This window comes from Frateuria soli, assembly GCF_021117385.1.
GTDB classification, from domain to species: Bacteria; Pseudomonadota; Gammaproteobacteria; order Xanthomonadales; family Rhodanobacteraceae; genus Frateuria_A; species Frateuria_A soli.
Window position 1 is genome coordinate 1622464 of the sequence record NZ_CP088252.1, and the last position, 22787, is coordinate 1645250.

A 22787-nucleotide genomic window follows, 5' to 3' on the forward strand; every position below is an offset into this window, starting at 1 on the left:
CTGGCAAGCCCACGCATTCCGACAGCATGTAGCCAAAACACTATTGGAGCGCCGGGTTGGCGGGAAACGCGGGATGACGTCGAAGTGCTTTGACGAATCACGAATCCCGACTCCCCAATCCCGGCTTCCGGAGAAAGCCACAATGACCAAGCAAATCCAGGACGCCTACATCGTTGCCGCCACCCGCACGCCGGTCGGCAAGGCGCCGCGCGGCGTGTTCAAGAACACCCGCCCTGACGACATGCTCGCCCACGTGATCCGCGCCGTGATGGCGCAGGCGCCGGGCATCGATCCGCAACGCATCGGCGACGCCGTGATCGGCTGCGCGATGCCCGAGGCCGAGCAAGGCATGAACGTGGCGCGCATCGGCGTGCTGCTCGCCGGCCTGCCGCACACCGTGCCGGGCGTGACCATCAACCGCTTCTGCTCGTCCGGCCTGCAGGCCGTGGCCTATGCCGCCGATGCCATTCGCCTCGGCGAGGCCGACCTGATGCTCGCCGGCGGCACCGAAAGCATGAGCATGGTGCCGATGATGGGTCACAAGGTCGCCATGAACCCGGCGATCTTCGACAACGAGCACATCGGCATCGCCTACGGCATGGGCATCACCGCCGAGAACGTCGCCAAGCAGTGGAAGGTCAGCCGCGAGGAGCAGGACGCCTTCGCCGCGCGCAGCCACGAGCGCGCCCTGGCGGCCCAGGCCGCGGGCGAGTTCAAGGACGAGATCACCCCGTTCCAGCTCGACGACCACTACCCGGACCTTGCGAACGACACGATCGTCACCGACAGCCGCGTGATCAGCCAGGACGAGGGTCCGCGCGCGGGCAGCACGCCCGAGGTGCTGGCCAGGCTCAAGCCGGTCTTCCGCAACGGCCAGTTCGGCGGCACCGTCACCGCGGGCAACTCCAGCCAGATGTCCGATGGCGCAGGCGCCGTGCTGATCGCCAGCGAGAAGGCGATCAGGGAATACAACCTGCAGCCGCTCGCCCGCTTCGTCGGTTTCGCCGTCGCCGGCGTGCCGCCGGAAGTGATGGGCATCGGTCCGAAGGAAGCCATCCCGCTGGCGCTCAAGCGCACCGGCATCAGCCGCGACCAGCTCGACTGGATCGAACTCAACGAGGCCTTCGCCGCGCAGGCGCTGGCGGTGATGAAGGACCTCGAGCTCGACCCGGCCAGGGTCAACCCGCTGGGCGGCGCCATCGCGCTGGGCCACCCGCTGGGCGCCACCGGCGCGGTGCGCGTGGCCACGCTGGTGCACGGCCTGCGCCGGCACAAGCAGAAGTACGGCATGGTGACCATGTGCATCGGCACGGGCATGGGCGCGGCGGGCATCTTCGAGGCGCTCTGACGGTCCGGCTCCTCCCGCGAACGGGAGGCGCCCCTTCCCGGGTAGCGCGCTCCGGCGCGGTCGCCCTGCGGGGACCACCACCACGACCAGGGCCGCGCCCGAGGGTCTCCCCACGAAAAAAGCCAGCGCCTCCCGGCGCTGGCTTTTTCGTTTCGCCGGACGCCTCGGCGCCCGACTGGGTCTTACTGCTGGCCCGCGGCGGTCGCCTGACCGTCGAAGTCCACCTTGATGCCACGACCCACGACCACCGGCACGTTCAGGTGCTTGGCGACCGGCTGGCCGTTCTCCGACAGCGTCACCGTGTAGACGCCGATCGGCAGCGCACGGATCGCATAGCGACCCTTCTCGTCGACTTTGACCTCGCGCTGGGTGCCGGTGGTCGTGCTCTTGGCCAGGATGCTGCTGCCGGCCGGCGCGTTGCCGAACACTTCGCCGGCGGTGGCCTGGGCGTGGGCAGCGGAGCCGGCCATGCCGAAGACTGCGACGGCCGCGGCCATCGCGAACGAACGCACGGACAGACCACGGCGAATCGATTGCTGATTCTTCATGGGATTTTCCTTTTTGGTTTTTTCGATGTGGGAGAACCATGGGCCGCCAGGGGTTTGGCGTTGCGCCCACGGGTTCGTACGGACAGCGCCACCGCAGCATCCAACGCCACGCCAGGACTGTCCGCCGCCGCGCTTCGGCATGACCTCCGCGCGGCGTGCGCAGGGTACCCGATGTGCGCGGACGCCCAAGGGCCGGAAGTCACATCACCGCCGTTTCACTGACGAAAGCGCCGGCTTGAGGGCAATCACCATGCCCTGCTGCGAACGGGCAAGGGCATCACCCGCAAACCGGCTCCCGCGGTAGGTCCCGCGCTAGTTCGCGCAAGCTCCGGGCAGCGCCCCGGCGCAGTCGAAGTCCACCCTCGCGCCGCGATCGCCAGCGTGGCCGGCCCTCCCCGGATACGCCGGAAAAAAAGGCCCCGCAGTGCGGGGCCTCTTCCTTCAGCAGTCCAGCCCGGATCAGCCGGCGTGCTTGTCCAGCCACGCGTCGATCTCCGGCAGGCGTTCCTGGCGGATCATCATGCGGTACTTGATGTTCGCCACCACCTGCCTGGCCACGCGGCGCGAGGTCGGCGCGATGTACTTCTGCGCGAAGTCCTGGATCTTCTCGATCATCTCCGGCTTGGTCGAGCTGGCGCCCAGCGCGGGGTAGTAGCGGCTGCTGGAGGTCGAATCGACCAGCTTGTCGACCTGCTCGCGGTGCGCCACGGCGAAGTCGAAGGCCATCTCCGGATGGTGGTAGCCGACCGCGCGGATCATCCCCGCGCTGTTGGTCGCACCCGGCTCGCTGGTGAGCGCGAGGTCCAGCGCACGCTGCGCCAGCGCATCGTTCTCCGGGATCGAGAGCATGCTGTAGAGCTGGTCCTTGATCAGCGGCGTGGTTTCCGCCTGGGCCTGGGCATGGAGCTGGTCCCAGGTCGCGGTATCGGCCTTCTGCGCGACGATCGCGGTGATGGTCTTGCGCAGCGCCACCGGCACCGCATCGGGATCGGTCTTCTGCGCGGCGAAGCGGCGACGGGCCTCGCCGATCACCTGCGCATCACCCAGGCTCGCCATCACGCCGATGAGCGTCTGGCGCAGGTTGGCGGTCGGCGCGCTCTCGCCGGGTTTGGCCTCCCAGCCGATCTTGGCGAACACCGGCTGCAGCTGGCCCAGCGCGAACGTGCGCAGGCGCTGCTGGCGGGCCTGGTCGCCGCGGTAGTAGTTGTCCAGCGCGGACAGGTAGCCGGCCACCTCCGACCACACCTGCGGATCGGCATCGGCCGGCGTGGCGGTGATCAGCGCCAGCACGTTGGACACCGGCTCGTTGCCGGCCATGCCCAGCGCCCAGGTGTCACCCAGCAGGCCGAGCTGGTCGATCGGGGCGAGCTTGGCGAACTGGTTCTTCAGCGCGTCGAAGTTGTTCTGCGCGTAGAGCGTGCGGTAGTAGCCGGTCTGGCCGGCGTTGACCAGCACCGGGCCGCAGCCGGGCACGGTCAGCGTGGCCTTGCCGTCGACCACGGTGCGCACCGTCTCGCCACCGACCGTTTTCGCGATCACCGGCACGTGCCAGCGCAGCGGCTTCTTCTCCGGCCGGTCACGGGTGAACTCACCCTGGCGCAGCGCGATCGTGGTCTTGCCGTTGGAGCAGGCCGCCGCGCGCACCTCGATCATCGGAATGCCCGGCTGCAGCGTGAAGTCGTGCGCGATCTGCGTGATCGGCTTGCCGGCCGCGGCCTGCACGGACTTCCACAGGTCGTCGGACACCGTGTTGCCGTACGCGTGCGCCTTGATGTAGTTGCGCACGCCGGTCCGCCAGGCTTCCTCGCCCACGTAGCCTTCCAGCATGTGGATCACCGCCTCGCCCTTGGAATAGGTGATCGCATCGAACGCCTGGCTCGCCTGCTCCACCGTCTCCACGTGCTGCACCACCGGGTGCGTGGTGGCCACCGAGTCCTGCGACATGGCGCCTTCGCGCACGCCGACGGCATCCAGCTCGGTGTGCCATTCCGGATGCAGCTTCTGCGTGGTGCGGGCGGCCATCCACGAGGCGAAACCCTCGTTGAGCCACAGGTCGTCCCACCAGTTCATGGTGACAAGGTCGCCGAACCACTGGTGCGCCATCTCGTGCGCGGCGACGTTGAACACGCGCTCCTTGTCCCGCTGGGTGGAGATGTGCGGGTTCATCAGCAGCGAGTATTCGAAGGTGAAGATCGCGCCCCAGTTCTCCATCGCCGAGAAGAACTGGCTCTGGCCCGGAGCCGCGATGTTGTCCAGCTTGGGCAGCGGGTACGGCACGCCGAAGTAGTCGTTGTATTCCTTCAGCACCCGCTTGGACGAATCCAGCGCGAACTGCGCCTGGTCGATCATGCCCTTCTGGGTGATCACCCCGATCTCGGTGCCTTCGGCATTCAGCGTCGCGCGCTCGAAATCGCCCAGGCCGAAGAACAAGAGGTAGGTCGACATCTTCGGCGACTGCCCGAAGCGCACTTCGGTCATGCCGTTGCCGAGATCCTTCTTCGAGGCGATCGGCATGTTGCTCACCGCCATCTCGCCCGACGGCACCGTGGCGGTCAGGGTGAAGGTCGCCTTGTAGTTCGGCTCGTCCCACGAGGGGATGAAGCGGCGCGCGTCGGAGTTCTCGAACTGCGTGTACAGCGCGCGCTTCTTGCCGGCCTTGGTGTCGTAGTCCAGCGCGAAGATGCCGTTGGCCTGCGTGCCGATCTTGCCGGTGTAGGTCAGCGCCAGGCGGTAGGTGCCGGCGGGGATCGGATGGTCGAAGGTGAAGGTGGCGGTCTGCGCCTTCCCGTCCACCGAGATCTTCGGCGCGCCGAACGCCATCTTGCCCTTCTCCGCCGTCAGCGACGCCTTGGAGAAGGTCAGGTCCGCGGCGTTGAGCGTGATCGAGCGGGTCGGCTTGACCACCGCCAGCGTGATCGTCACCTGCCCGTCGAACGACAGCTTGTCCGCATGCGGCGTCACCGCCACGTCGTAATGCGAAGGCACCACCCCACGCGGCAACTGCGTCGTCGCCTCCCGCACCTCGGCCGCCGAAGCGACCCCCAGCGGAGCCATGGAAAGCCCGGCCAGGGCCAGGCAGATTGCGGTGGAGAGATGACGGCGCATAGGGGTCCTTGTGGGTTGAGCGGAGCCGTGGGGCGCGCCGGCGCCACCACGGGGGTGACGAACGGCACAGAGCCGCGCGAGTGTTGCCTGAGTGGGCGGTGGGCGGACACGGCCGGAAGTCATGGGGGCGCTGGGGTGCTCCCTACCCCCGGGGTATGCTTGCCAGGCACTCAGTCGATGGAACAGGGGATCGCGAGCGCAGAGCTTCAGGTGCTACACGCGCCTGTGCTGGCGTTCGCTCGAGCTGCAAGTGAGCGCAGGTCCGTTCGCCTACGTCCCCGTCCGCGCTAGCACATCGTTTCGCAACAACAAAAGGGGAAGAAATGAAGTATCTCGCTCGTGGCTTGACCATCACCTTCGCGCTGGCCGTGCTCTCCGGCTGCGCCACCTCACGCTCGCGGCTTACGCTTGACGTGCCCTCCCCGGGTTCGGCCGTGGTCAGCGGGGGCAAGCCCATCGTTATCGACGCGGTGCGCGATGCGCGCACGTTCGAAGCCGACCCGAACGATCCCAGCACGCCCTCGCTGAAGAAAGGCGCGGGCTACCGGCTGGACGCCGAACAGCGCAAGCAGGCCATCGCCCGCAAGCGTGGCGGCTTCGGCCATGCTTTCGGCGACATCCTGCTGCAGTCCGGCAACGTCGAGTCACTGACACGGGAACTCGTGGTCAACGCCCTGGCCTCGCGTGGGTACAGTGTGGTGCCATCGGATGCGGCTCCCTCGGACGCGCCGCACGTCAGCGTGGATATCCGCCAGTTCTGGGCCTGGTTCACCCCGGGCATGTGGAGTGCCAGCATCGAGGCGCGCGTCGAAACCCTGCTGGACATCGCCGATCCCAAGGGCAAACGCCAGCTTGACGTGAAAGGCTACGGCTACAACGCGATCCAGGTGGCCCGCGACGCGAACTGGCAGCTGGCTTACGAGCGCGCGTTCAAGGACTACCTGAAGCAGTTCGACCAGGCCGCCGCGAACAACGGGCTCTGAACCCGTCCGCCGAAGCGGCCATTCAAGGCATGCTTCGGCGGCTTTCAAGCGCAGCGATGCTGATCCACGCCCGCAGAGGCGACGACGCTCTGCGGCACCAGCAAGACAGCCTAGCCAGCAAGCCTGGCTGCGCCGGTAGAACGCAAGGACTCATACAACTGTCCCGGCCCGAGCAGGATGTCCTTCAATCCGTTACGTACCCGCTCCGACCCGAGCGCCTGACCGCTCATCAAGGAGTGCGCGTCGAGAGCATCGATGATCGCGTTCAGCAGCGCATCCTTCAGGTCAGGCGAGTTGGCGAACTGTTCCTTGCTGTTGCTGCTGGCCTGCTGCACCAGCGTTTCGTTCTCCAGCAACTTGCCCTTGATCACGCCGTTGACGTAAAGCAGTTGGTCACCGTCGGTCAGGTCGCCCTCGAACAAGCCATTGACCCGTTCGATGATCTCGGTGAGCAGCGACTTTTCCTTGTCCTGCACCGAGCCACTGCCCAACGCATCGATGGGCGGCAGCTTGTAACTGCCATCGGAATTCAGGCTTAGCGACTGGCGTCCGGCGCTGCGCAGGGTGTGGTGGGTCAGCACCACCTTGGAGAGGTCCACCGTCTCGCGCTCGCGCCCGAACTCCAGCAGCGGGATGAGCCGCTTGTAGAAGAGAAAGCGCTTCTCGATGTCGGTGTTGCCGTAGTCGATCATCTGCGACAGGAAGGCGTACAGCCGCACGTAGGCGCCCATGTCGCCCTTGAACAGTTGCAGCGCGTCCATGATGTCTTTCTGCGCCTGGGCCACCGGCTCGTCGCCGCTGCCCATCGCATCGGCACGCGCGAGCTGCGCGGCGCGATAGCGCTTGAGCAGGCGGTCGGCCACAGGCGCCATGGCGGCGCTCAACTGGGCTTGCGTGGCGTCGGGGTCGGTCTCGATCTTCGCCACCCGCTCCACTTCGAAATCGTCGTAGTGACCGCTGGCATCGAGCTTGGCGCGCAGGTCGAACACCAGGTGCGGGTCGGTAGCCGCTTCCAGCTCGGCCGTGGCGTAGTAGGTCTTGAAGGCCTTGAGGATTTCGGCCGCGTCGTTGACGAAGTCCAGGATGTAGGTGGTGTCCTTGCCCGGATGCGCACGGTTGAGCCGTGACAGCGTCTGCACCGCCTGGATGCCGCCCAGCAGCTTGTCCACGTACATGCCGCACAGCAGGGGCTGGTCGAAGCCGGTCTGGAACTTGTTGGCCACCAGCAGCAGGTGATAGTCCGGCTGCGCGAAGGCATCGCGGATGTCGCGCCCCTTCAGGCCCGGATTGAGGTCCGCGCTGGCCTCGGTCACCGACTGCGGGTAGCTGTCCGGATCGTTCACCTCGCCGGAGAACGCCACCAGCACGCCCAGGGGGTAATTCTGCCGTGCGATGTATTCGCGCACCGCCTTCTGCCAGCGCACCGCCTCCCTGCGGCTGCCGACCACCACCATGGCCTTGGCCCGGCCACCCAGCAGGGGCTGCACGTGGTCGCGGTAGTGCTCGACGACGATCTGTACCTTCGCCGCGATGTTGTAGGGATGCAGGCGGACCCACTGCATGATCCCCTTCATTGCCGCACTGCGTTCGACCTCGGTCTGGTCGACCTCCCTGCCCTCGTGGGCCAGCCGGAACGCCAGCTTGTACGGCGTGTAGTTGCGCAGCACATCGAGGATAAAGCCCTCCTCGATCGCCTGGCGCATCGAGTACACGTGGAACGGTTGCGGCAGGCCGTCCGGCCCTGGCCGGCCGAACAGCTCCAGCGTCTTGGCCTTGGGGGTGGCGGTGAAGGCCACGTAGGTCAACCCGTGCTGGCCACCGGCACGTGCTGCCATGCCGGCCTCAAGGATGGTCTCGGTATCCACCTCGCCGCCGTCCTGCAGTTCCGCCCACTCCTGCGCGCTCAACAGCTGCTTGAGCTTGGCGGCGGATTCGCCCGTCTGCGAGCTGTGGGCCTCATCGGCGATCACCGCGAAGCGCTTGCCCTCGGTGGCGGCAAGTTCCTGCACCGCCTGCAGCGCAAACGGGAAGGTCTGGATGGTGCAGACAATGATCTTCTTGCCGGCCTTGAGAGCCTTGCTCAACTGCTCGCTCTTGCTGCCACGCTCGCTGGTGATGGTCTCCACCACCCCGGCCGTGCGCTCGAAATCGAAGATGGCCTCCTGCAGTTGCGCGTCCAGCACGTTGCGGTCGGATACGACCAGCACGCTGTCGAACAGCTTGGTGTTCCCGGCATCGTGCAGGTCGGCGAGGAAGTGCGCGCTCCAGGCGATGGAGTTTGTCTTGCCTGAGCCGGCCGAATGCTGGATGAGGTAACGGCGCCCCGGCCCGTTCGCCCGCACGTCGTCCACCAGCTTCCGCGTCGCATCCAGCTGGTGGTAGCGCGGAAAGATCACGCTGGTCAGGCGTTTCTTGTCGTCGCGCTTGCCGATCAGGTAGCGCCCCAGGATCTCCAGCCAACTGTCGCGCGCCCACACCTGCTCCCACAGGTAGGCGGTGGCGAAGCCAGCCGGGTTGGGCGGATTGCCGGCGCCGCCGTCGTGGCCCAGGTTGAACGGCAGGAAGCGCGTGTCCTTGCCAGCCAGCCTCGTGGTCATCATCGCCTCGGCCTGGCTTACTGCGAAATGCACCAGCGCCCCGCCCGGGAAGGACAGCAGCGGCTCGGCCACGCCACCCTTGGGATGCGGATGCCGGTCGTAGCGGTACTGGTCCACCGCGTCGCCCACGCTCTGGGTGAAATCGGACTTCAGCTCCGCCGTCGCCACCGCGATGCCGTTGACGAACAACACCAGGTCCAGTGCGTCGTGCGGATTGTTGGGTGAATGCTTTACCTGACGCACCACGCGCAGGCGGTTGGCGGCGTAGCGCTGCTCCAGCCCGGGATTCATCGCGAGCGCGGGTTTGAACTGCACCAGCGCCAGCGGCGCCTTCAGCCCGATCATCTCCACGCCCCGGCGCAGCACCTCCAGCGTGCCGCGCTCGTCCAGGTTCCTGCGTACGCGCTCGGCGAGGCGCTCCGCCGTGGCCGGGCCGTGCGCCTTGGTCAGGCGCGCCCAGCTCTCGGGCTGGGTGGTTTCAATCCACGCCAGCAGATCTGGCAGGTACAGCCCGTGGGCGCGGTCATAGTGCTGGGCGTCGCTCTCGTCGTAGAGCCAGCCATGGGTGGCGAGGTGCTCGCAGATCTCGCGTTCGAAGTGGTGTTCGCGATGCAGATTCATGCCCGTCCTTCCCCTGTCGTTTCGCGCCCTTCCGCCATCGCACGCAGTCGACCGGCCACCACGTCCGCGCGCTCCGGCTCGGCGATCAGGCCCGGCAGCACGTCGAGAAGGCCAGGCCGCGCGAGCAATGCCGCAAACGCCGTCGCGATGGCACGCCGCACGTCCGGCGTCGCCTCCCCCAGTTCTCGCACCAGCTCCTCGCGACCATCGACGATATTCAGCACGTCTTCCAGGTCGTGGCTGGCGAGCACATCCCCTCGCCCACGACTGGAAAAAGCCTCCAGCTTGGTCGCCACGAACGCCACGGCGGTCGCCAGCCGGATGTGCAGCCCCTCGCCCAGCGCCACCGGCTGCGCGGTCGCCACGGCGTAGGGATACCAGCGGTTGGCAAAGCCCAGTACGTCCGGATTCTCCGGCATCAGGTCGAACACCACGCCGGAGGCGCGATGGATCCAGCGGCAGATCACGCCGCTGTCCGCGTCCTCATGAAAGCCGCGGCGCGCCAGCTCGCGCTGCAGGCGCTGGAACTGCGCCCGCCCGGCCTGCGCCACTGCATCCACGTCGCGGGTGGCGCGCACGCCCTCGGCCAACGGGTCGGTCACCAGCAAGCCGGCCACCGCGCCGCCAAGAAACACCACCTGCTCCCTCAGGTCGCCCAGCGCCTGCGCGATCGTGCGCAGGGTGGGCAAATTCGGATCGTCCCTGCGCATCCCTAGCTCTCCAGCTCCTTCGTCAACAGGTCCGTCGCCAGCGAGCGCTCGCGCGCACGACCGGCGCGGATCGCGTCCTGCAAGGCCAGCAGCCGATGCAGCGCGGGATCGACCAGCGCGGCCTGCGGCGCCGAACGGTAGATCGGCGACAGGCTCGGCCCCTTGGCCTTGCCTGCCGGGTGGGCCCACACCGGCGCTTCCTCCGCCCCGGCGGAAATTTTCCCGGCCAACGGCTCCACGCCGAACGACGTCGGCACGCCGCGCTTGACCGGCCCCGGCTGCGCCGGCCATACGTAGCGGACGCCGTGCACGGCGAACTCGGCCAGCGCCGGACGCACCGGTGCCCAGTCGCCGCGTCCCCGCGCCACCGCCAGACCCGCCGCGACCGCACGCTTGACGCTGGCGTGCACCTCCGAGGCGCTGAGCGTCAGCGCCTCGCCCAGCGCGGCATAGGTCCAGCGCTGGCCCGGGTGGGCAGCCACCTTGAGCAACACCAGCAGGTCCTGAGGTTTGAGTTCCATGGCGCGGGCTCGTTATTCGCAATTCGCGAATTGCGAATATCGCGAAATCAACGCGTCACTGCAAGGGTTCTGCCCCGGCAAGGCCATCCTCGTAGCATCTGGCGGAGTTGCCCTAATTTCACTTGGCCCGTCAACTGAAATTAACGGCGCGGCCAACACTCAGCTAAACCCGGTTGCCCGATCAGCAACGAATGTTGCCCATGCGGCAACACCCATGCCCTCAGCTTCTTGATCGCGCCAGCTCAGCTCTCACCGTAGCTGCGATCCAGCAAGGGCTTGGCCCGCTCGAAATCGGCCATGGTCCGCAGGCACAGCTCCAGATCGCCGGTGCCCCAAGTGCCGATGTTGCGCACGTCGCGGCTGAAGCCCTTCTCCAGCGCCACAGTGTCCGGGTCCAGCTTCAGCATCACCAGTAGCTTGTCCCGGTACGGGATCACGCAGGCGAAGTTCTTCAGGCGGCGGAAGGCGACATACAGCTTCAGGTGCTTTTCCTGCACGTCGTCGCCCAGCGCCACCAGGTAACCGGACAAGGCCGCGTAGAGCTCCTTGATCACGGGCTGCGCCTGGCTGAGCTGCTCCTCCGCCGTCTTGTCCTTGCCGACCGGCTTGGCCTTTGCCGTGGTGGTCGAGCTTGCCGCGTCGGCCTTGGCGGTGGTCGCATCGTCCACGCTCACGCTGTTGACCAGGTCGAGCAGCAGCAGGTCGTCGCCGAACAGCTTGTAGCGGATCAGCTCGATATTGCGCGGGATCTGCTGCACCGCGTGCTGGTCGTAGCGGGTGAAGTCGGCGGCGATGCACAGCAGGCGCGTGCCGGACCAGTCGATCTGCCCGGCCACGTCCTTGCCGAGCTTTTCCATCACCAGCCACTGGAACTCGGCCCGGTGGTCCAGCAGCCAGTCCAGGTAGAACAGGCCCTGGTTGATCACGTTCTCGTTGCTGTGGCGCTTGTACTCGACGATCACCGGGCAGCCGTTCTCGTCCAGCCCGAGCGAGTCGATGCGGCCCTTGTGGGTCTTGCCGGTGACGTACTCGCTGGCGAGAAAGCGCACGCCAAGGAAGGTCGGCATCTGGGCTTCGATCAAGGACTGCAGGTGCTTTTCGATCGCAGCAGCACGACCTGACAGCTCTACAGCGCGTACGGGGGACAAACGGAACAGCTGAATGTCACTCATCCCTATCGTCCTCCTCACTCCCGCTTGCAACCCGCAGGTAACCCAGCTTGAGGGAAAAACGTGCCTCAAGCGTTGCGAGATACTCACGCGTCAATTCGTCCAACTCCGCATCGGAGACCACGCACAAGGTCTGAGGCTGCAAGCCCCCGCGGCGATATCCGTATTCAAGCAATTGTCCGACCGCCTGCCTTACAGCCTCCCGCGCCGTCTGGGCGGGCTTGATCTCATAAAGATCCAAGGAACCATCTTTCCGTCGGACCAAGGCGTCGGCGCGCCCTCCAGTACCTGTCGAGTGCTCCGTCGCCACGGCGTCCTGGCCGAACTGATCGATCAGGCGCCGCACCAAACGATCCTGAATTACGTTCTGGCGATACTCGATGGCGTGGCCCTGGGACTGCCGAGCCGCGCCCGATACCTGGCGCGATGTGTGCCCAGGGCGGAATGGCACTCTTCCTGTGCCATCGCGCAGCTGATCAAACACATACCAAGGAAAGATATTGCGGCGCTCGCGGTCGTTCGCGAGTACCCCGCAACCGTCCAGATGCTTCGTCAGCGCGGCGGCCTTTGCGGCCCAATTTCCTTCGGGAACCACGAACCCCGTGTGTTGAACAAACCAAGGAACAACTTGGTTCTGCTTCCCGATGGCAACCGTGGTGTGGTACCGGCCTGGATGAATGGCGGCAAACGCGCGCGCAAGCAGGAGGTGCGGCACCTTCGGAAGCTCACCCTGCTCGCGCCACCCTTCCATGCGGGACACGAGTTCACCGAACTGCGCCGCATCCCCGTTCTCATGAATTTCCCAGGTGATTGCAACAAAGCGGTCTCGTAAACGGTCGACCAATGCGAAGTCGAGAACACCCGGACCGGCCTTGCTCACGGAGTTGTCGAACGTCCTCCAGATGAGATCGAAGACCGCCTCTGGCGCCCGCTGTTCAAGCGCGTCCGCCACGGTATCAAGTGTCCGGATGTATCGAGGAAGCCAATAGACGAATTGCGGGTTGTCCGGCTCCATGAAGCCATCGAGAAACGACTGTGCCTCACTGTCAAACACGGGCACAGGGACGTAACCACCACCTCTTACTGCAGCTATCGAATCGAGGAAATGGTCCAGAGCTGAGACTGAGCCGAACCCGAAATCCAAGCCGTAAGCAATTGGCTTCCCCCCGGTGTGAATCCTCTTGGGGAAGCCCAAAAAGTTGCTGTTGTGGGCGTAGCGATCAGAGCCGCGCAGCACCCCGTTGATCGCCAGGAGATCAGACAGATGGTTTTCGTGCCTAGGATGAGCGACCAACGGGAAGCGATCACCTGTCTTCAGATTGATCGATTCGCCATCCGGCGAGACCCATTGTTCGGCATGCTCTTTTGTAGAACTCGGTTCGAATCCACGCGCCTTGAGCCTGGCGATAACTTCTTGTCGCGAAATCGGCCGGCTCATGCGACCTCCCCCTCCAAAGCAAACTCGCGCACGTCGACCTTTCCGCTAACGGCGGCAGAGATAAGGGCACTCCGCCGCTCGCGCAGCAATCCAATAGCTTGCTCAACCTGACCCTTGAGCGCGTCGATGCGTTCTACGGCCTTACCGATACCTGCCGCCAACGTGTCTTGCTCCTCCCGGGGCGGCGTGGCGATCCAGAAATTGACCGCATGACCAATGTTGAATTGCTCTTGTGCAGCCCCGTACTGGACCACCTCGACCTGATATCTGACCATCCGGCTATTCATCGCGTAGCACAGCCAGTTCGAGTTGAAGCCGCCAGACCTGATGAGCATCACGGAAGCGCAGTTGCCACCAGCGCACTCCTCGGGAACGACAGCGGTCACCCCGGGTGCTCCCACGCGTACAGTTAACAAGTCCCCGGGACTCAGCCGAGTCTTGGCTTGCTTGTCGCTGTCGGAAGGGTCGATACGCCGGCAGCTTGTTATTGAAATGTGACCTTCGCTGATATCCCCGCCATAAATGAACGGCAACCCCGCGTCAGAAATGTAATCGCTCGGATTCACCACGATTCCGACCGTGATTGCGGGCGAAAGCGCTTTGAGTCTGCGCATTTCCCAGTGCGCCGGCACTGCGCCTAGCCACGAAATGCCGGAGTCCTTCATGGGGACGTTGGGGTTGAGGCCGCGGGTGACGGCGTGGGAGATGGTGGCCTGGCGCTTTTCGGCCAGCAGCGCCAGCAGCTTTTCCTGTTCGGCGATCAGGGCGTCGATCTTGGCGGTTTCGCGGTCGAGGAAGGTGGCGATGGCGTGCTGCTCGTCATAAGGCGGAAGCGCAATCGGATGCGCGCTCAGCACGCCTTTAGTCATGCTCGGTAGCGCGGTGTTGGTCGAGTAAAAATCGAACGGGATTGTGAGCGCCGCGTAGTAGCAGAATCGCCCGCAGGCGTCAGCACTGATCTTTGTCCAATACATCGTGTCGACAGTCCAAAACTTCCCGGTCACGTGGAGTGGTCGATCAATTGTCCCTTTTCGGCCGAGCAGCACGGATTCGCCGTCGTAGATGAATTTCGACGCATAGGCAAACGGCCCACCAGAGCCGATGACCGGGTAACCATCATCGGTCTCGATGCTCTTGTGATCAGCGCCATTCTGTATGTCGAGAACTCGCTTCAGCTGTGCGACTTCCCAGTGCGCAGGCACTTCTCCCAGCCATTCGATATTGCTGTCTTTGTATTCCGAATAACGCGGCAAGCTCACGACCGCCACCCCCACGAGCCAAGGCGCTGGATGCCAGCGTGCGCTGGCATGACGGTGGGGCTAACGGTGAGGAGGAATGGGGACTGGGCTCGGGGGCGCAGGTGCGCACGGTGGGGCCGGGGCGGGATCGGCTGCGCGGTCACTCGGCCAGCTCCCCCAGCATGGCCATGATCCGCGCCGAGACGGCTTTCAGTTCCTCGTCGATCTCATGCAGCGGGCGCGGCGGCTCGAACACGTAGAAGTGGCGGTTGAAGGGGATCTCGTAGCCGACCTTGCTCTTCGCCTCGTCGATCCAGGCGTCGGGGGCGTGCGGCAGTACTTCGCGCTCGAAGTAGGCCCGGATGTCTTCTCCCAGTGGTACGTTCTCGGTGTCGCGCAGGCTGCTGTCCGGCTGCGGCTTCCCCTTCTGTTTACCCTTTTGGCCCAGCACCACGTTGCCCTGCTCGTCGCGCAGCGGGCGCTCGACGATGATGGTGGTGTAACCGAATGCCTCGTTGCGGAAGATGCGCGCGAGCGGCGCCACCTTCACCTTGCCGCCGGGCGGCGGTTCGGGGGCGAATTCGGCGGCGGCGATGATGGTGCGCGCCACTTCCTTGCCGTCGGCGTCGAACACGGTGGCGAGTTCCGCCTCCTGGAATTCGCCGAACAGCCGGGTGATTTCTTCGATGTGCGCGTCGCTCATTTCCTTGCGCTTGGAGCCGAGGCTCTTGCGCATCTTCTGCCAGAAGCTGCCGGCATCGATCAGCTGCACGTAGCCCCTGCGGTCGTGCTCCTTCTTGTTGGAGACCACCCACACGTAGGTGGCGATGCCGGTGTTGTAGAACATGTCGGTGGGCAGGGCGACGATGGCCTCCACCAGGTCGTTCTCCAGCAGGTAGCGGCGGATCTCGCTTTCGCCGCTGCCTGCGCCGCCGGTGAACAGCGGCGAGCCGTTGAGCACGATGCCGAAGCGGGCGCCGCCATCCAGCGCCGGGCGCATCTTGGACACCAGGTGCAACAGGAACAACATGGAGCCGTCGGACACGCGCGGCAGGCCGGGGCCGAAGCGGCCGTCGAAGCCCTTCCCCTCGTGCTCCTTGCGCACCACCTTCTCGACCTTCTTCCACTCCACGCCGAACGGCGGGTTGGACAGCATGTAGTCGAACTTGCGCGCGGCGTGGCCGTCGTCGCTGAGCGTGTTGCCGGGTACCAGGTTGGTGACCTCCTGCCCGCGGATCAGCATGTCCGCCTTGCAGATGGCGTAGGACTCGTCGTTGAGCTCCTGGCCGAACAGCGACAGGCGCGCGTCCGGGTTGTGGTCGCGCAGGAACTCCGCCGCCACCGAGAGCATGCCGCCTGTTCCGGCCGTGGGATCGTAGAGGGTGCGCACCACGTTGTTGCCGGGGGTGAGCACTTCGTCGTCCTCGATGAAGATGAGGTTGACCATCAGGCGGATGACTTCGCGCGGGGTGAAGTGCTCACCGGCGGTCTCGTTGGACAGCTCGGCGAACTTGCGGATCAGCTCCTCGAACACCAGACCCATCTGGACGTTGTCGACGCGATCGGGATGCAGGTCGACGTTGGCGAACTTCTCGGTCACCAGGTAAAGCAGGTCGACCTTGGCCAGCCGGTTGACCTGGGTGGCGAAGTCGAAGCGCTCGAAGATCTCGCGCACCTCGGGCGAGAAGCCCTGCACGTAGCTGGTGAGGTTGGACTCGATGTGGTCCTGGTCGCCCATGAGCGTGGGCAGGTCCAACGTGGAGGCGTTATAGAACTTCACGTCCGACGCGCGGCGCAGGAACGGGTCCGGATCCAGCCCGGCCGCCTCGCGCTTGCTCTTTTCGGCCAGCACCTTGTGCTTGGTTGGCGCCAGTACGCAATCCAGGCGGCGCAACACGGTGAACGGCAGGATCACGCGCCCATACTCGGATTGTTTGAAGTCGCCGCGCAAAAGGTCGGCGACGGCCCAGATGAGGGCGGAAAGAGAACTCTGGTTCATGCTTGGCGACGCTTCCTTCATGGGGAGCGAACCGCGCCCCGGTCTGCGGTCGTTGAGACATGGGGGACGCGTGATACTCAACCAGAGCCGCAAAACGGCGGTCTGACGGCGTCACGAAGGCCCCCTGTGGTCCAACGCGTGCGTGCATCCTACGCAAACGACCCAGCTCAGGCGACCGCGCGCGCCTGAGCAGACACTGACCTACGCAGGAGCAATCGTGGCTATGACTTACTGCGGTGAGGTAATAGTCATAGCAGACCTCGCAGGCGCTTGAGGAAAGCGACTACATGGCCCGGTGCCCAGTCCGACCGGTTCAGACCCATCTGATTCCACAGTTCAATGACGCTGGTCTCTCTCGAAGTGGGAGTACGGCCACCGCCTCCGCGAGCGCATTCGGGGGTAGCGAGCGTGATTGCGAGGTCGGGCGTGTCAATTGCTACGGTTACGCACACCGGCAGCCCATCCTTGCGACGGCGCTCCACCTGTTGCGTGACCCAGTCGGAATCAGCGTCCCGCAGATAGCGCTCTTCGCCTGCGATAGATACGCGAACCATGGTGCCGCCTCCTCGCTCTGTGGAGGCGTGATGCTGAAATATGCATATCTCGCAAGCTGAGACGCCGTGCGGTGTTGTCTGACTGGTCCTGATGTAGAGGGAGCCGGCGGCGCCAGGCCAGCGAGCGTTCCATGGACGTGGGTGTTTGACCTGCATCAAAAGCCCCTCGCCCACGGGTAGGAGCATCAGCTCCCCCACCCACGAGGAGCACGACCATGCCTACCTTCATCACCCAGGGCCGCTATACGCCGGAGGCCATCCGCAGCATGGTGGGTCATCCGCAGGACCGTTCCAAGGAAGTGGAGAAGCTGTTTGCCGCCAGTGGCGGCAAGTTGCTTGGGTACTACATGACCTTTGGCGAGTACGACTTCCTGATCATTTCCGAAGGACCCGACGAGGGCGTGGCGGTTTCTTCCATCGTGGCCGAGGCTGCCGGCGGGGTGACGGACCTCAAGACGGTGCTGGCGATTCCGGGGCCGGCGATGAGCGAGGCCTTCAGCCGGGCCGCGTCGGTGGCCGGCGGTTTCCGCGGGCCGATGCAGGCGGAGCGTGCGCCGACGACGCAACAGGCGCACTGAGCGTGCGGCCGGGCATGGGGCCGCGCACGGGATTGCCCCCGGTCTCGCAGGTGTTCTGCCGGCCACGGCCGCTACCCGCACAACCTGCGCCGGCCTGCCTGCGAGCGTGTACTTGCCGGCGCTGGTTGCGGGGGCGGCGGCGACGGTCTTAGGCCTTTCTCGGGAGGTTTCGGGCGAGCCCCGGCCCCTCACCCCGGCCCTCTCCCCGACGGGGAGAGGGAGCAGGTCGTTTGAGGCGAGCCCCGGCCCCTCACCCCGGCCCTCTCCCCGACGGGGAGAGGGAGCACGTCGTTTGAGGCGAGCCCCGGCCCCTCACCCCGGTCCTCTCCCCGACGGGGAGAGGGAGCAGATCGTTTGAGGCGAGCCCGCCCTCACCCCGGCCCTCTCCCGACGGGGAGAGGGAGCAGGTCGTTTGAGGCGAGCCCGCCCTCACCCCTGCCCTTTCCCCGACGGGGAGAGGGAGCAGATCGTTAGGCGAGCCGCCCCTCTCCGCGGCCCTCTGTCGACGTGAGAGCGGCGGGTGGCTTGGGGCGAGTCCGGCCTTCACCCGGCATCGCCTCATGACGAGGGGGCGCTGACCGCCGGGGTCGCGGCGGCAGGCTTGACCGGCAGCCGCACGTCGACGCGGTGGCCCTGCGCGACGGTCACGGGTTCGACCCTGCCGCCCAGGTGCGACGCGAGCAGCCGCACCAGGCGCGTGCCCAGGCCGTCCCTGCGCGCAGGCGGCGCACCGATGCCGTCGTCCCGCACGCTGAGGACGATGCCCTCGCCGGCGCGTTCAAGCACGATCTGGACTGTGCCGCCCCGGCCCTCGGGGAAGGCGTACTTGAACGCGTTGGTGACCAGTTCGTTGGTCATCAGCCCGATGGACACGGCTACCGAGGCGTCCAAGTCCATGGGGCTGGCCTCCACCCGCACCGTGATGGGGCGAACGTCGCGCAGCAGTTCGGCCAGGCCGTGGCCGAGCGCGCGCAGGTAGCTGGCCACTTCGACCTTGCCGTGCTTGCCGGATTTGCGCAGGCGTTCCTGGGCCTCGGCAATCACCCGCACGCGCGCCACCGCCGACTCGAGCGCGGAGCGCGCATGCGGGTCGGTCTGGCGCATCGCCTGCAGCCCGAGCACCGAGGCGACCATCATCAGGTCGTTGCGCGTGCGGTGGGCCAGTTCGTCCAGCAGCAACGAGGTTTCGGCCTGGGTCTCCATCAGCTTGCAGACGACCGAGCGCAGCGACTCGATCAGCAGCGCCATGGCCGAGCCAACCACAAGGAAGAGCACCAGGAAAAGCGCCTCTTCCGGCCCGGGCACCCGGCCGGTGAACATGAAATCGGGAACGCCGTCGCCGAGCGCGGCGCTGACCAATGTTGCCAGAAGGCCCTGCGGGCGACCGAAGAACAACGCCACGAAGAACACCACCAGCAGGAACGGCAGGTAGCGGTGCAGTGCGGAGGGAAAGAGGTGCTCGAGCCAGGCAACGGCAAGCACCAGCGCGATGGATACGAGATAGCCGAGGACGGCGGGAGGCCGCTTCCTGGACAGTACCGCGATGATCAGGCTTTCCATCCGTCCGCACCCCCACCCCGAATGCAAGACTTGAGACCTTGACGTTAAGCCTGCGCGCACAAACCGTGAAGAATCAACGCATTGCCCTGGCACCCACCTCTTTCGTCGGCTGGACGTGCACGAGTTGCTCGATGGCCAGGGCGATGTCGGCCTGGCGGAAGGGCTTGCCCAGCCGCGTGAGGCCCTGGGTGCCTTCGGCATCGCCGCTGTAACCTGTGATCAGCAGCACCGGCAGGTCCGGACGGGAGGCACGCAGGCGCCGCGCGAACTCCGCGCCGTCCATGCGCGGCATCTTGTAGTCGGTGACCATCAGGTCCACGTGCAGCCCTTCGCGCAGCTTGTCCAGCGCCTCGCCCGCGCTGCTGGCTTCGACCACCCGATGGCCCAGTTCGCGCAGCATCGCCGCGGTGCCTTCGCGAACCAGTTGCTCGTCGTCGACCAGCATCAGGTCGAGCGGCCGCTGCGGCGGCGGTACGCGGCCGGCGTCGCGTTTGAGCGCGACCGGCGCGCCCGCGGTTACCGGCAGCCACAGCGCCACCCGCGTGCCCACGCCCGGCGTGCTGTCGATCGCAAAGTGCCCGCCGAGCTGGCCGGCCAGGCCATGGACCATGGAAAGCCCCAGGCCGGTACCTCGGCCGGTTTCCTTGGTGGAGAAGAACGGTTCGACCGCGCGCGCCAGGGTTTCCCGATCCATGCCCACGCCCGTGTCGGTGACGGCCATGCGGACGTAGCCACCGGGAGAGTGCTGCTCCGGTCCGGCGCTGCTTTCGTCCATCCGGGCCAGCTCGATCGTGAGCGTGCCGCCGCCGGGCATGGCGTCGCGGGCGTTGACGCAGAGGTTGAGGATCGCCAGCTCCAGCTGATGCGGATCGGCCAGGACCCGCGGCAGGTTGTCGGGGAAATCCGTGCGCACCATGATGGTGGAACCGACCGAGCTCTTGATCAGGTCGTGCATGCCTTCGAGCAGGTGCGCCAGTTCCACCGGCTGCGTCTGCAGGGTTTGCCGACGCGCGAAACCGAGCAGGCGCTGCACCAGGATCTTGGCCCGCTCGGCCGATTGCAGGGCGCCGGTGATCAGGCGGGCCGCGCGCGGGTCGGCATCGCCGACGCGTCGATGCAGCATGTCCAGGGTGCCCGTGATGGGCATCAGCAGGTTGTTGAAGTCGTGCGCCACGCCGCCGGTCAGCTGGCCAATGGTTTCCAGCTTCTGCGCCTCGTGCAGCTTGGCCAGCGCGTCCTCGCGGGCGGCCGACTCCTCGATCACGCGTTGCTCCAGCGTGGCGGTCAGTTCGCGCAGGGACTGTTCGGTGGCGCGCTGGTCGGTCACGTCGGTATGGACGCCCACCCACTCACGGATGTGCCCGTAGCGGTCGAACGTGGGAATGGCCCGCACGCTGAAGATCAGCCAGCCGCCCTCCCGCGTGCGTACGCGATGCTCGAACTTGAACATGCGCCGTTCCTCGCGCGCGGCGTGCCAGGCATCGAGGGTCGGCTGCACGTCGTCCGGGTGTAAGGCGTTGACCCAACCCAGTCCCCGGTAGGCGGCCGCGTCCTGGCCCGTCAGGTTCGCCCAGGCAGGCTGCTCGCCATCCATCTCGCCCTGCGCATTGTTGGTCCACAGCACGCCCTGCACGGCCCGGACGGCAGCGCGGAAACGCTGCTCGCTGTCGTGCAGCTCGGCCAGGCGGGCTCGCGCCTCGTATTGGCGGCGGCGACCGCGCAAAGCCGACTGTGCAAGGCTCACCAGCGTGGTCGGATGGAAGGGTCGTTCCAGGAAGGTGACGTTGCCCAGCACCGCGAGCAGGCGCGCGGAGCCCGGGTTGCGCTCGATGCCGCCGCGGCGCGTGACCAGGATGAACGGAAAGTCGGACCACTCCGGCTGTGCTTCCAGCCAGGCCGAGAGCGGCTGCAGGTCGGCCTCCAGCAGGCTTTCCTCGGTCACCACCGCGAAGCCGGCGCCGGCGGCCATGCCGGCCACCAGCGCCTCGATCGAGGGCGAAGCGACGGAACGGATCCGCGCCTCGGCCAGGATTGCTGCGGCCACCTGCGCATCGCGGCCGTGGGGCGCCAGGACGAGGGCGCGCTCGGAAAGGTGTGGGATCACGGTCGGTCCGGCAGCAGGCGATCGCGTGCATCGTCCGCGGAGATGTTGGGAACGCCGCGCAGCACCCCCTGGAACTGGGTCAAGGGCTCGCCCAGCAGGAACCCGCCGCGATCGATGCGGTACTCGCGGATGGTGTCCTCATGCGCACCGGCGCGTTTCTTTACCACGGAGATCGCGCGCCGCACCCGTCCCAGCGCCTCGAAATAGCGCAGCAGGATGACCGTGTCGGCAAGGTAGGTCACGTCCACCGGCGTCCTCATGTCCCCGACCAGGCCGTGCTGGGCCACGGTCAGGTAGGTGGTGATCGCGCTGCGGTTGAGGAACTGCAGCAGCTCGTGGATGTGCAGCACCAGCGCCTGCTCCTGGGGCATGGCCGCCTGGTAGCCGTTGAGGCTGTCGATCGCCACGGTGCGCACCCCCTTTTCCACGTGCTCGCGCACGCGGCTGGAGAACTCCCCGGGCGTCATCTGCGCGGCGTCGACCTGCTCGATGATCAGCTGGTTGCTGTCGATCATCTGCTGCACGTCGATGCCCACGCCCAGCGCGCGCTGGATGAAGAGCGCCTTTTCCTCGTCGAAGATGAACAGAGCGGCGCGCTCGCCACGCGCGACCGCGCTGACGGCGAAGGAGAGCACGAGCAACGACTTGCCGGTGCCGGCCGGACCGAGTACCAGCACGCTGGAGCCACGCTCGATCCCGCCGCCGAGCAAGGCGCTGAACTGGGGCGACGGGCATGGCAGCCGGTCGCGCACGAAGTATTCGCCGTGCTCGCCGGACACCAGCCGCGGGAATACCTGCACACCGCCCTTGCGAATGGCGAAATCGTGGTAGCCACCGCGGTACTGCCGCCCCCGGTACTTGATCACGCGCAGGCGCCGGCGCTCGGCGCCGTAGTCGGGCGAGAGCTCCTCCAGGCGCAGCACGCCATGCGCCACGCTGTGCACGGTCTTGTCGTTGGTCTCGCTGGTCAGGTCGTCCAGCATCAGCACCGTGGCATGGGTGCGCGCGAAATAGTGCTTGAGCGAAAGCACCTGGCGGCGGTAGCGCAGGGACCCCTGCGCCAGCAACCGGATCTCCGCCAGGCTGTCCAGCACCACCCGGTCGGGGTTCAGCCGCTCGAACGCCTCGAAAATGCGGCTGGTAGTCTCGCCCAGCTCGAGGTCGGAGGAGTACAGCAGGCTCTGCTGCTGGGCCTCGTCCAGCAGGTTTTCCGGCGGCACCAGTTCGAAAATCTCCACGCCGTCGAGCGACCAGCCATGCGAAGCGGCGGTGTTGCGCAGCTCTTGCTCGGTTTCGGACATGGTCACGTAGAGCACCCGCTCGCCGGCCTCGCGGCCGGCGAGCAGGAACTGCAACCCCAGGGTGGTCTTGCCCGTACCCGGGCTACCCTCCAGCAGGAACAGGCAGCCCCGGGTCAGGCCGCCGCTCAGGACATCGTCGAGCCCGGCCACGCCAAGGGAGGCCTGCTCCATCATACGGTCGTTCAAATCGTCACCTGTCGCACAATTTTGTCAAGAAACGGTGTTGTTACCACAGACCGCCGAAAGGCGGCGCGACGGACCTGAACCCGCGGGGACAGGCGGTTCGGCTGGGGTCGGGGCGCTGCCGGTCCGGTTCAGGGGAAGGCTCCGCCGACGCCTTCGCGCCGCGAAGCCGCCGCATGGTAATCGCGCCCGTGGCCTTTGCCCACAAGGAAGTCCATGCGCGGCCCTTG

General features: G+C 66.3%; 15 protein-coding genes. 3 read left to right on the forward strand and 12 right to left on the reverse strand.

The window, feature by feature from the left end:
• Positions 1-142: 142 nt before the first annotated feature.
• Positions 143-1348 (forward strand): acetyl-CoA C-acyltransferase, encoded by a 1206-nt coding sequence (locus tag LQ771_RS07435; protein WP_231351711.1) that lies wholly within the window; start codon positions 143-145, stop codon positions 1346-1348.
• A gap of 182 nt (positions 1349-1530) precedes the next feature.
• On the opposite strand, the gene LQ771_RS07440 is transcribed toward LQ771_RS07435, so the two are convergent.
• The gene (locus LQ771_RS07440) at positions 1531-1896 is read right to left on the reverse strand and encodes a carboxypeptidase-like regulatory domain-containing protein (RefSeq protein ID WP_231351712.1); all 366 of its coding nucleotides are present in this window, start codon (positions 1894-1896) and stop codon (positions 1531-1533) included.
• Positions 1897-2355: 459 nt separating this feature from the next.
• A complete protein-coding gene (locus LQ771_RS07445; RefSeq protein WP_231351713.1) occupies positions 2356-5001 on the reverse strand; it encodes a M1 family metallopeptidase in 2646 nt (881 codons plus the stop codon).
• A 323-nt stretch (positions 5002-5324) separates the two neighbouring features.
• On the opposite strand from LQ771_RS07445, the gene LQ771_RS07450 reads away from it, so the two are divergent.
• Positions 5325-5984: a YajG family lipoprotein gene (locus LQ771_RS07450; protein ID WP_231351714.1), complete on the forward strand. Its 660-nt coding sequence runs from the start codon at positions 5325-5327 to the stop codon at positions 5982-5984.
• Positions 5985-6094: 110 nt separating this feature from the next.
• On the opposite strand, the gene LQ771_RS07455 is transcribed toward LQ771_RS07450, so the two are convergent.
• The 7 genes from LQ771_RS07455 to LQ771_RS07485 form a co-directional block, all read right to left on the reverse strand.
• Positions 6095-9202 carry a type I restriction endonuclease subunit R gene (locus LQ771_RS07455; RefSeq protein ID WP_231351715.1) on the reverse strand — a complete coding sequence of 1036 codons (3108 nt, stop codon included), beginning with the start codon at positions 9200-9202 and terminating at the stop codon, positions 6095-6097.
• A complete protein-coding gene (locus tag LQ771_RS07460) occupies positions 9199-9912 on the reverse strand; it encodes a hypothetical protein (protein ID WP_231351716.1) in 714 nt (237 codons plus the stop codon). Before LQ771_RS07460 ends, LQ771_RS07455 begins: the two co-directional genes overlap by 4 nt.
• Before the next feature lie 2 nt (positions 9913-9914).
• On the reverse strand, positions 9915-10433 hold the full coding sequence (locus tag LQ771_RS07465) for a MarR family transcriptional regulator (RefSeq protein WP_231351717.1): 519 nt from the start codon (positions 10431-10433) through the stop codon (positions 9915-9917).
• Between the two features lie 242 nt (positions 10434-10675).
• Positions 10676-11500 (reverse strand): DUF5655 domain-containing protein, encoded by an 825-nt coding sequence (locus tag LQ771_RS07470; protein ID WP_231351718.1) that lies wholly within the window; start codon positions 11498-11500, stop codon positions 10676-10678.
• A gap of 97 nt (positions 11501-11597) precedes the next feature.
• Entirely contained in the window at positions 11598-13040 is a 1443-nt protein-coding gene (locus LQ771_RS07475; RefSeq protein WP_231351719.1) for a hypothetical protein, read from the reverse strand.
• On the reverse strand, positions 13037-14299 hold the full coding sequence (locus LQ771_RS07480; protein ID WP_231351720.1) for a restriction endonuclease subunit S: 1263 nt from the start codon (positions 14297-14299) through the stop codon (positions 13037-13039). The genes LQ771_RS07475 and LQ771_RS07480 overlap by 4 nt, the downstream gene beginning before the upstream one ends.
• Before the next feature lie 139 nt (positions 14300-14438).
• Complete coding sequence (locus LQ771_RS07485) at positions 14439-16277, reverse strand: type I restriction-modification system subunit M (protein WP_231351721.1); 1839 nt, start codon at positions 16275-16277, stop codon at positions 14439-14441.
• Between the two features lie 769 nt (positions 16278-17046).
• Here LQ771_RS07485 and LQ771_RS07490 point away from each other — a divergent pair.
• Positions 17047-17409: a GYD domain-containing protein gene (locus tag LQ771_RS07490; RefSeq protein WP_231351722.1), complete on the forward strand. Its 363-nt coding sequence runs from the start codon at positions 17047-17049 to the stop codon at positions 17407-17409.
• Between the two features lie 558 nt (positions 17410-17967).
• On the opposite strand, the gene LQ771_RS07495 is transcribed toward LQ771_RS07490, so the two are convergent.
• From LQ771_RS07495 to LQ771_RS07505, 3 genes are all read right to left on the reverse strand, one after another.
• Positions 17968-18969 (reverse strand): sensor histidine kinase, encoded by a 1002-nt coding sequence (locus LQ771_RS07495; protein WP_231351723.1) that lies wholly within the window; start codon positions 18967-18969, stop codon positions 17968-17970.
• Between the two features lie 73 nt (positions 18970-19042).
• Positions 19043-21073 (reverse strand): hybrid sensor histidine kinase/response regulator, encoded by a 2031-nt coding sequence (locus LQ771_RS07500; protein ID WP_231351724.1) that lies wholly within the window; start codon positions 21071-21073, stop codon positions 19043-19045.
• Entirely contained in the window at positions 21070-22548 is a 1479-nt protein-coding gene (locus LQ771_RS07505) for an ATPase domain-containing protein (RefSeq protein WP_231351872.1), read from the reverse strand. The genes LQ771_RS07500 and LQ771_RS07505 overlap by 4 nt, the downstream gene beginning before the upstream one ends.
• Between the last annotated feature and the right edge of the window lie 239 nt (positions 22549-22787).

Bases quoted from the DNA above. Each gene is read 5' to 3' on its own strand.
- LQ771_RS07440 (WP_231351712.1), bottom strand. From the start codon at position 1,896: ATGAAGAATCAGCAATCGATTCGCCGTGGTCTGTCCGTGCGTTCGTTC.
- LQ771_RS07485 (WP_231351721.1), bottom strand. From the start codon at position 16,277: ATGAACCAGAGTTCTCTTTCCGCCCTCATCTGGGCCGTCGCCGACCTT.
- LQ771_RS07490 (WP_231351722.1), top strand. From the start codon at position 17,047: ATGCCTACCTTCATCACCCAGGGCCGCTATACGCCGGAGGCCATCCGC.
- LQ771_RS07455 (WP_231351715.1), bottom strand. From the start codon at position 9,202: ATGAATCTGCATCGCGAACACCACTTCGAACGCGAGATCTGCGAGCAC.
- LQ771_RS07460 (WP_231351716.1), bottom strand. From the start codon at position 9,912: ATGCGCAGGGACGATCCGAATTTGCCCACCCTGCGCACGATCGCGCAG.
- LQ771_RS07465 (WP_231351717.1), bottom strand. From the start codon at position 10,433: ATGGAACTCAAACCTCAGGACCTGCTGGTGTTGCTCAAGGTGGCTGCC.
- LQ771_RS07475 (WP_231351719.1), bottom strand. From the start codon at position 13,040: ATGAGCCGGCCGATTTCGCGACAAGAAGTTATCGCCAGGCTCAAGGCG.
- LQ771_RS07495 (WP_231351723.1), bottom strand. From the start codon at position 18,969: ATGGAAAGCCTGATCATCGCGGTACTGTCCAGGAAGCGGCCTCCCGCC.
- LQ771_RS07470 (WP_231351718.1), bottom strand. From the start codon at position 11,500: ATGCCGACCTTCCTTGGCGTGCGCTTTCTCGCCAGCGAGTACGTCACC.
- LQ771_RS07435 (WP_231351711.1), top strand. From the start codon at position 143: ATGACCAAGCAAATCCAGGACGCCTACATCGTTGCCGCCACCCGCACG.
- LQ771_RS07445 (WP_231351713.1), bottom strand. From the start codon at position 5,001: ATGCGCCGTCATCTCTCCACCGCAATCTGCCTGGCCCTGGCCGGGCTT.
- LQ771_RS07450 (WP_231351714.1), top strand. From the start codon at position 5,325: ATGAAGTATCTCGCTCGTGGCTTGACCATCACCTTCGCGCTGGCCGTG.
- LQ771_RS07505 (WP_231351872.1), bottom strand. From the start codon at position 22,548: ATGATGGAGCAGGCCTCCCTTGGCGTGGCCGGGCTCGACGATGTCCTG.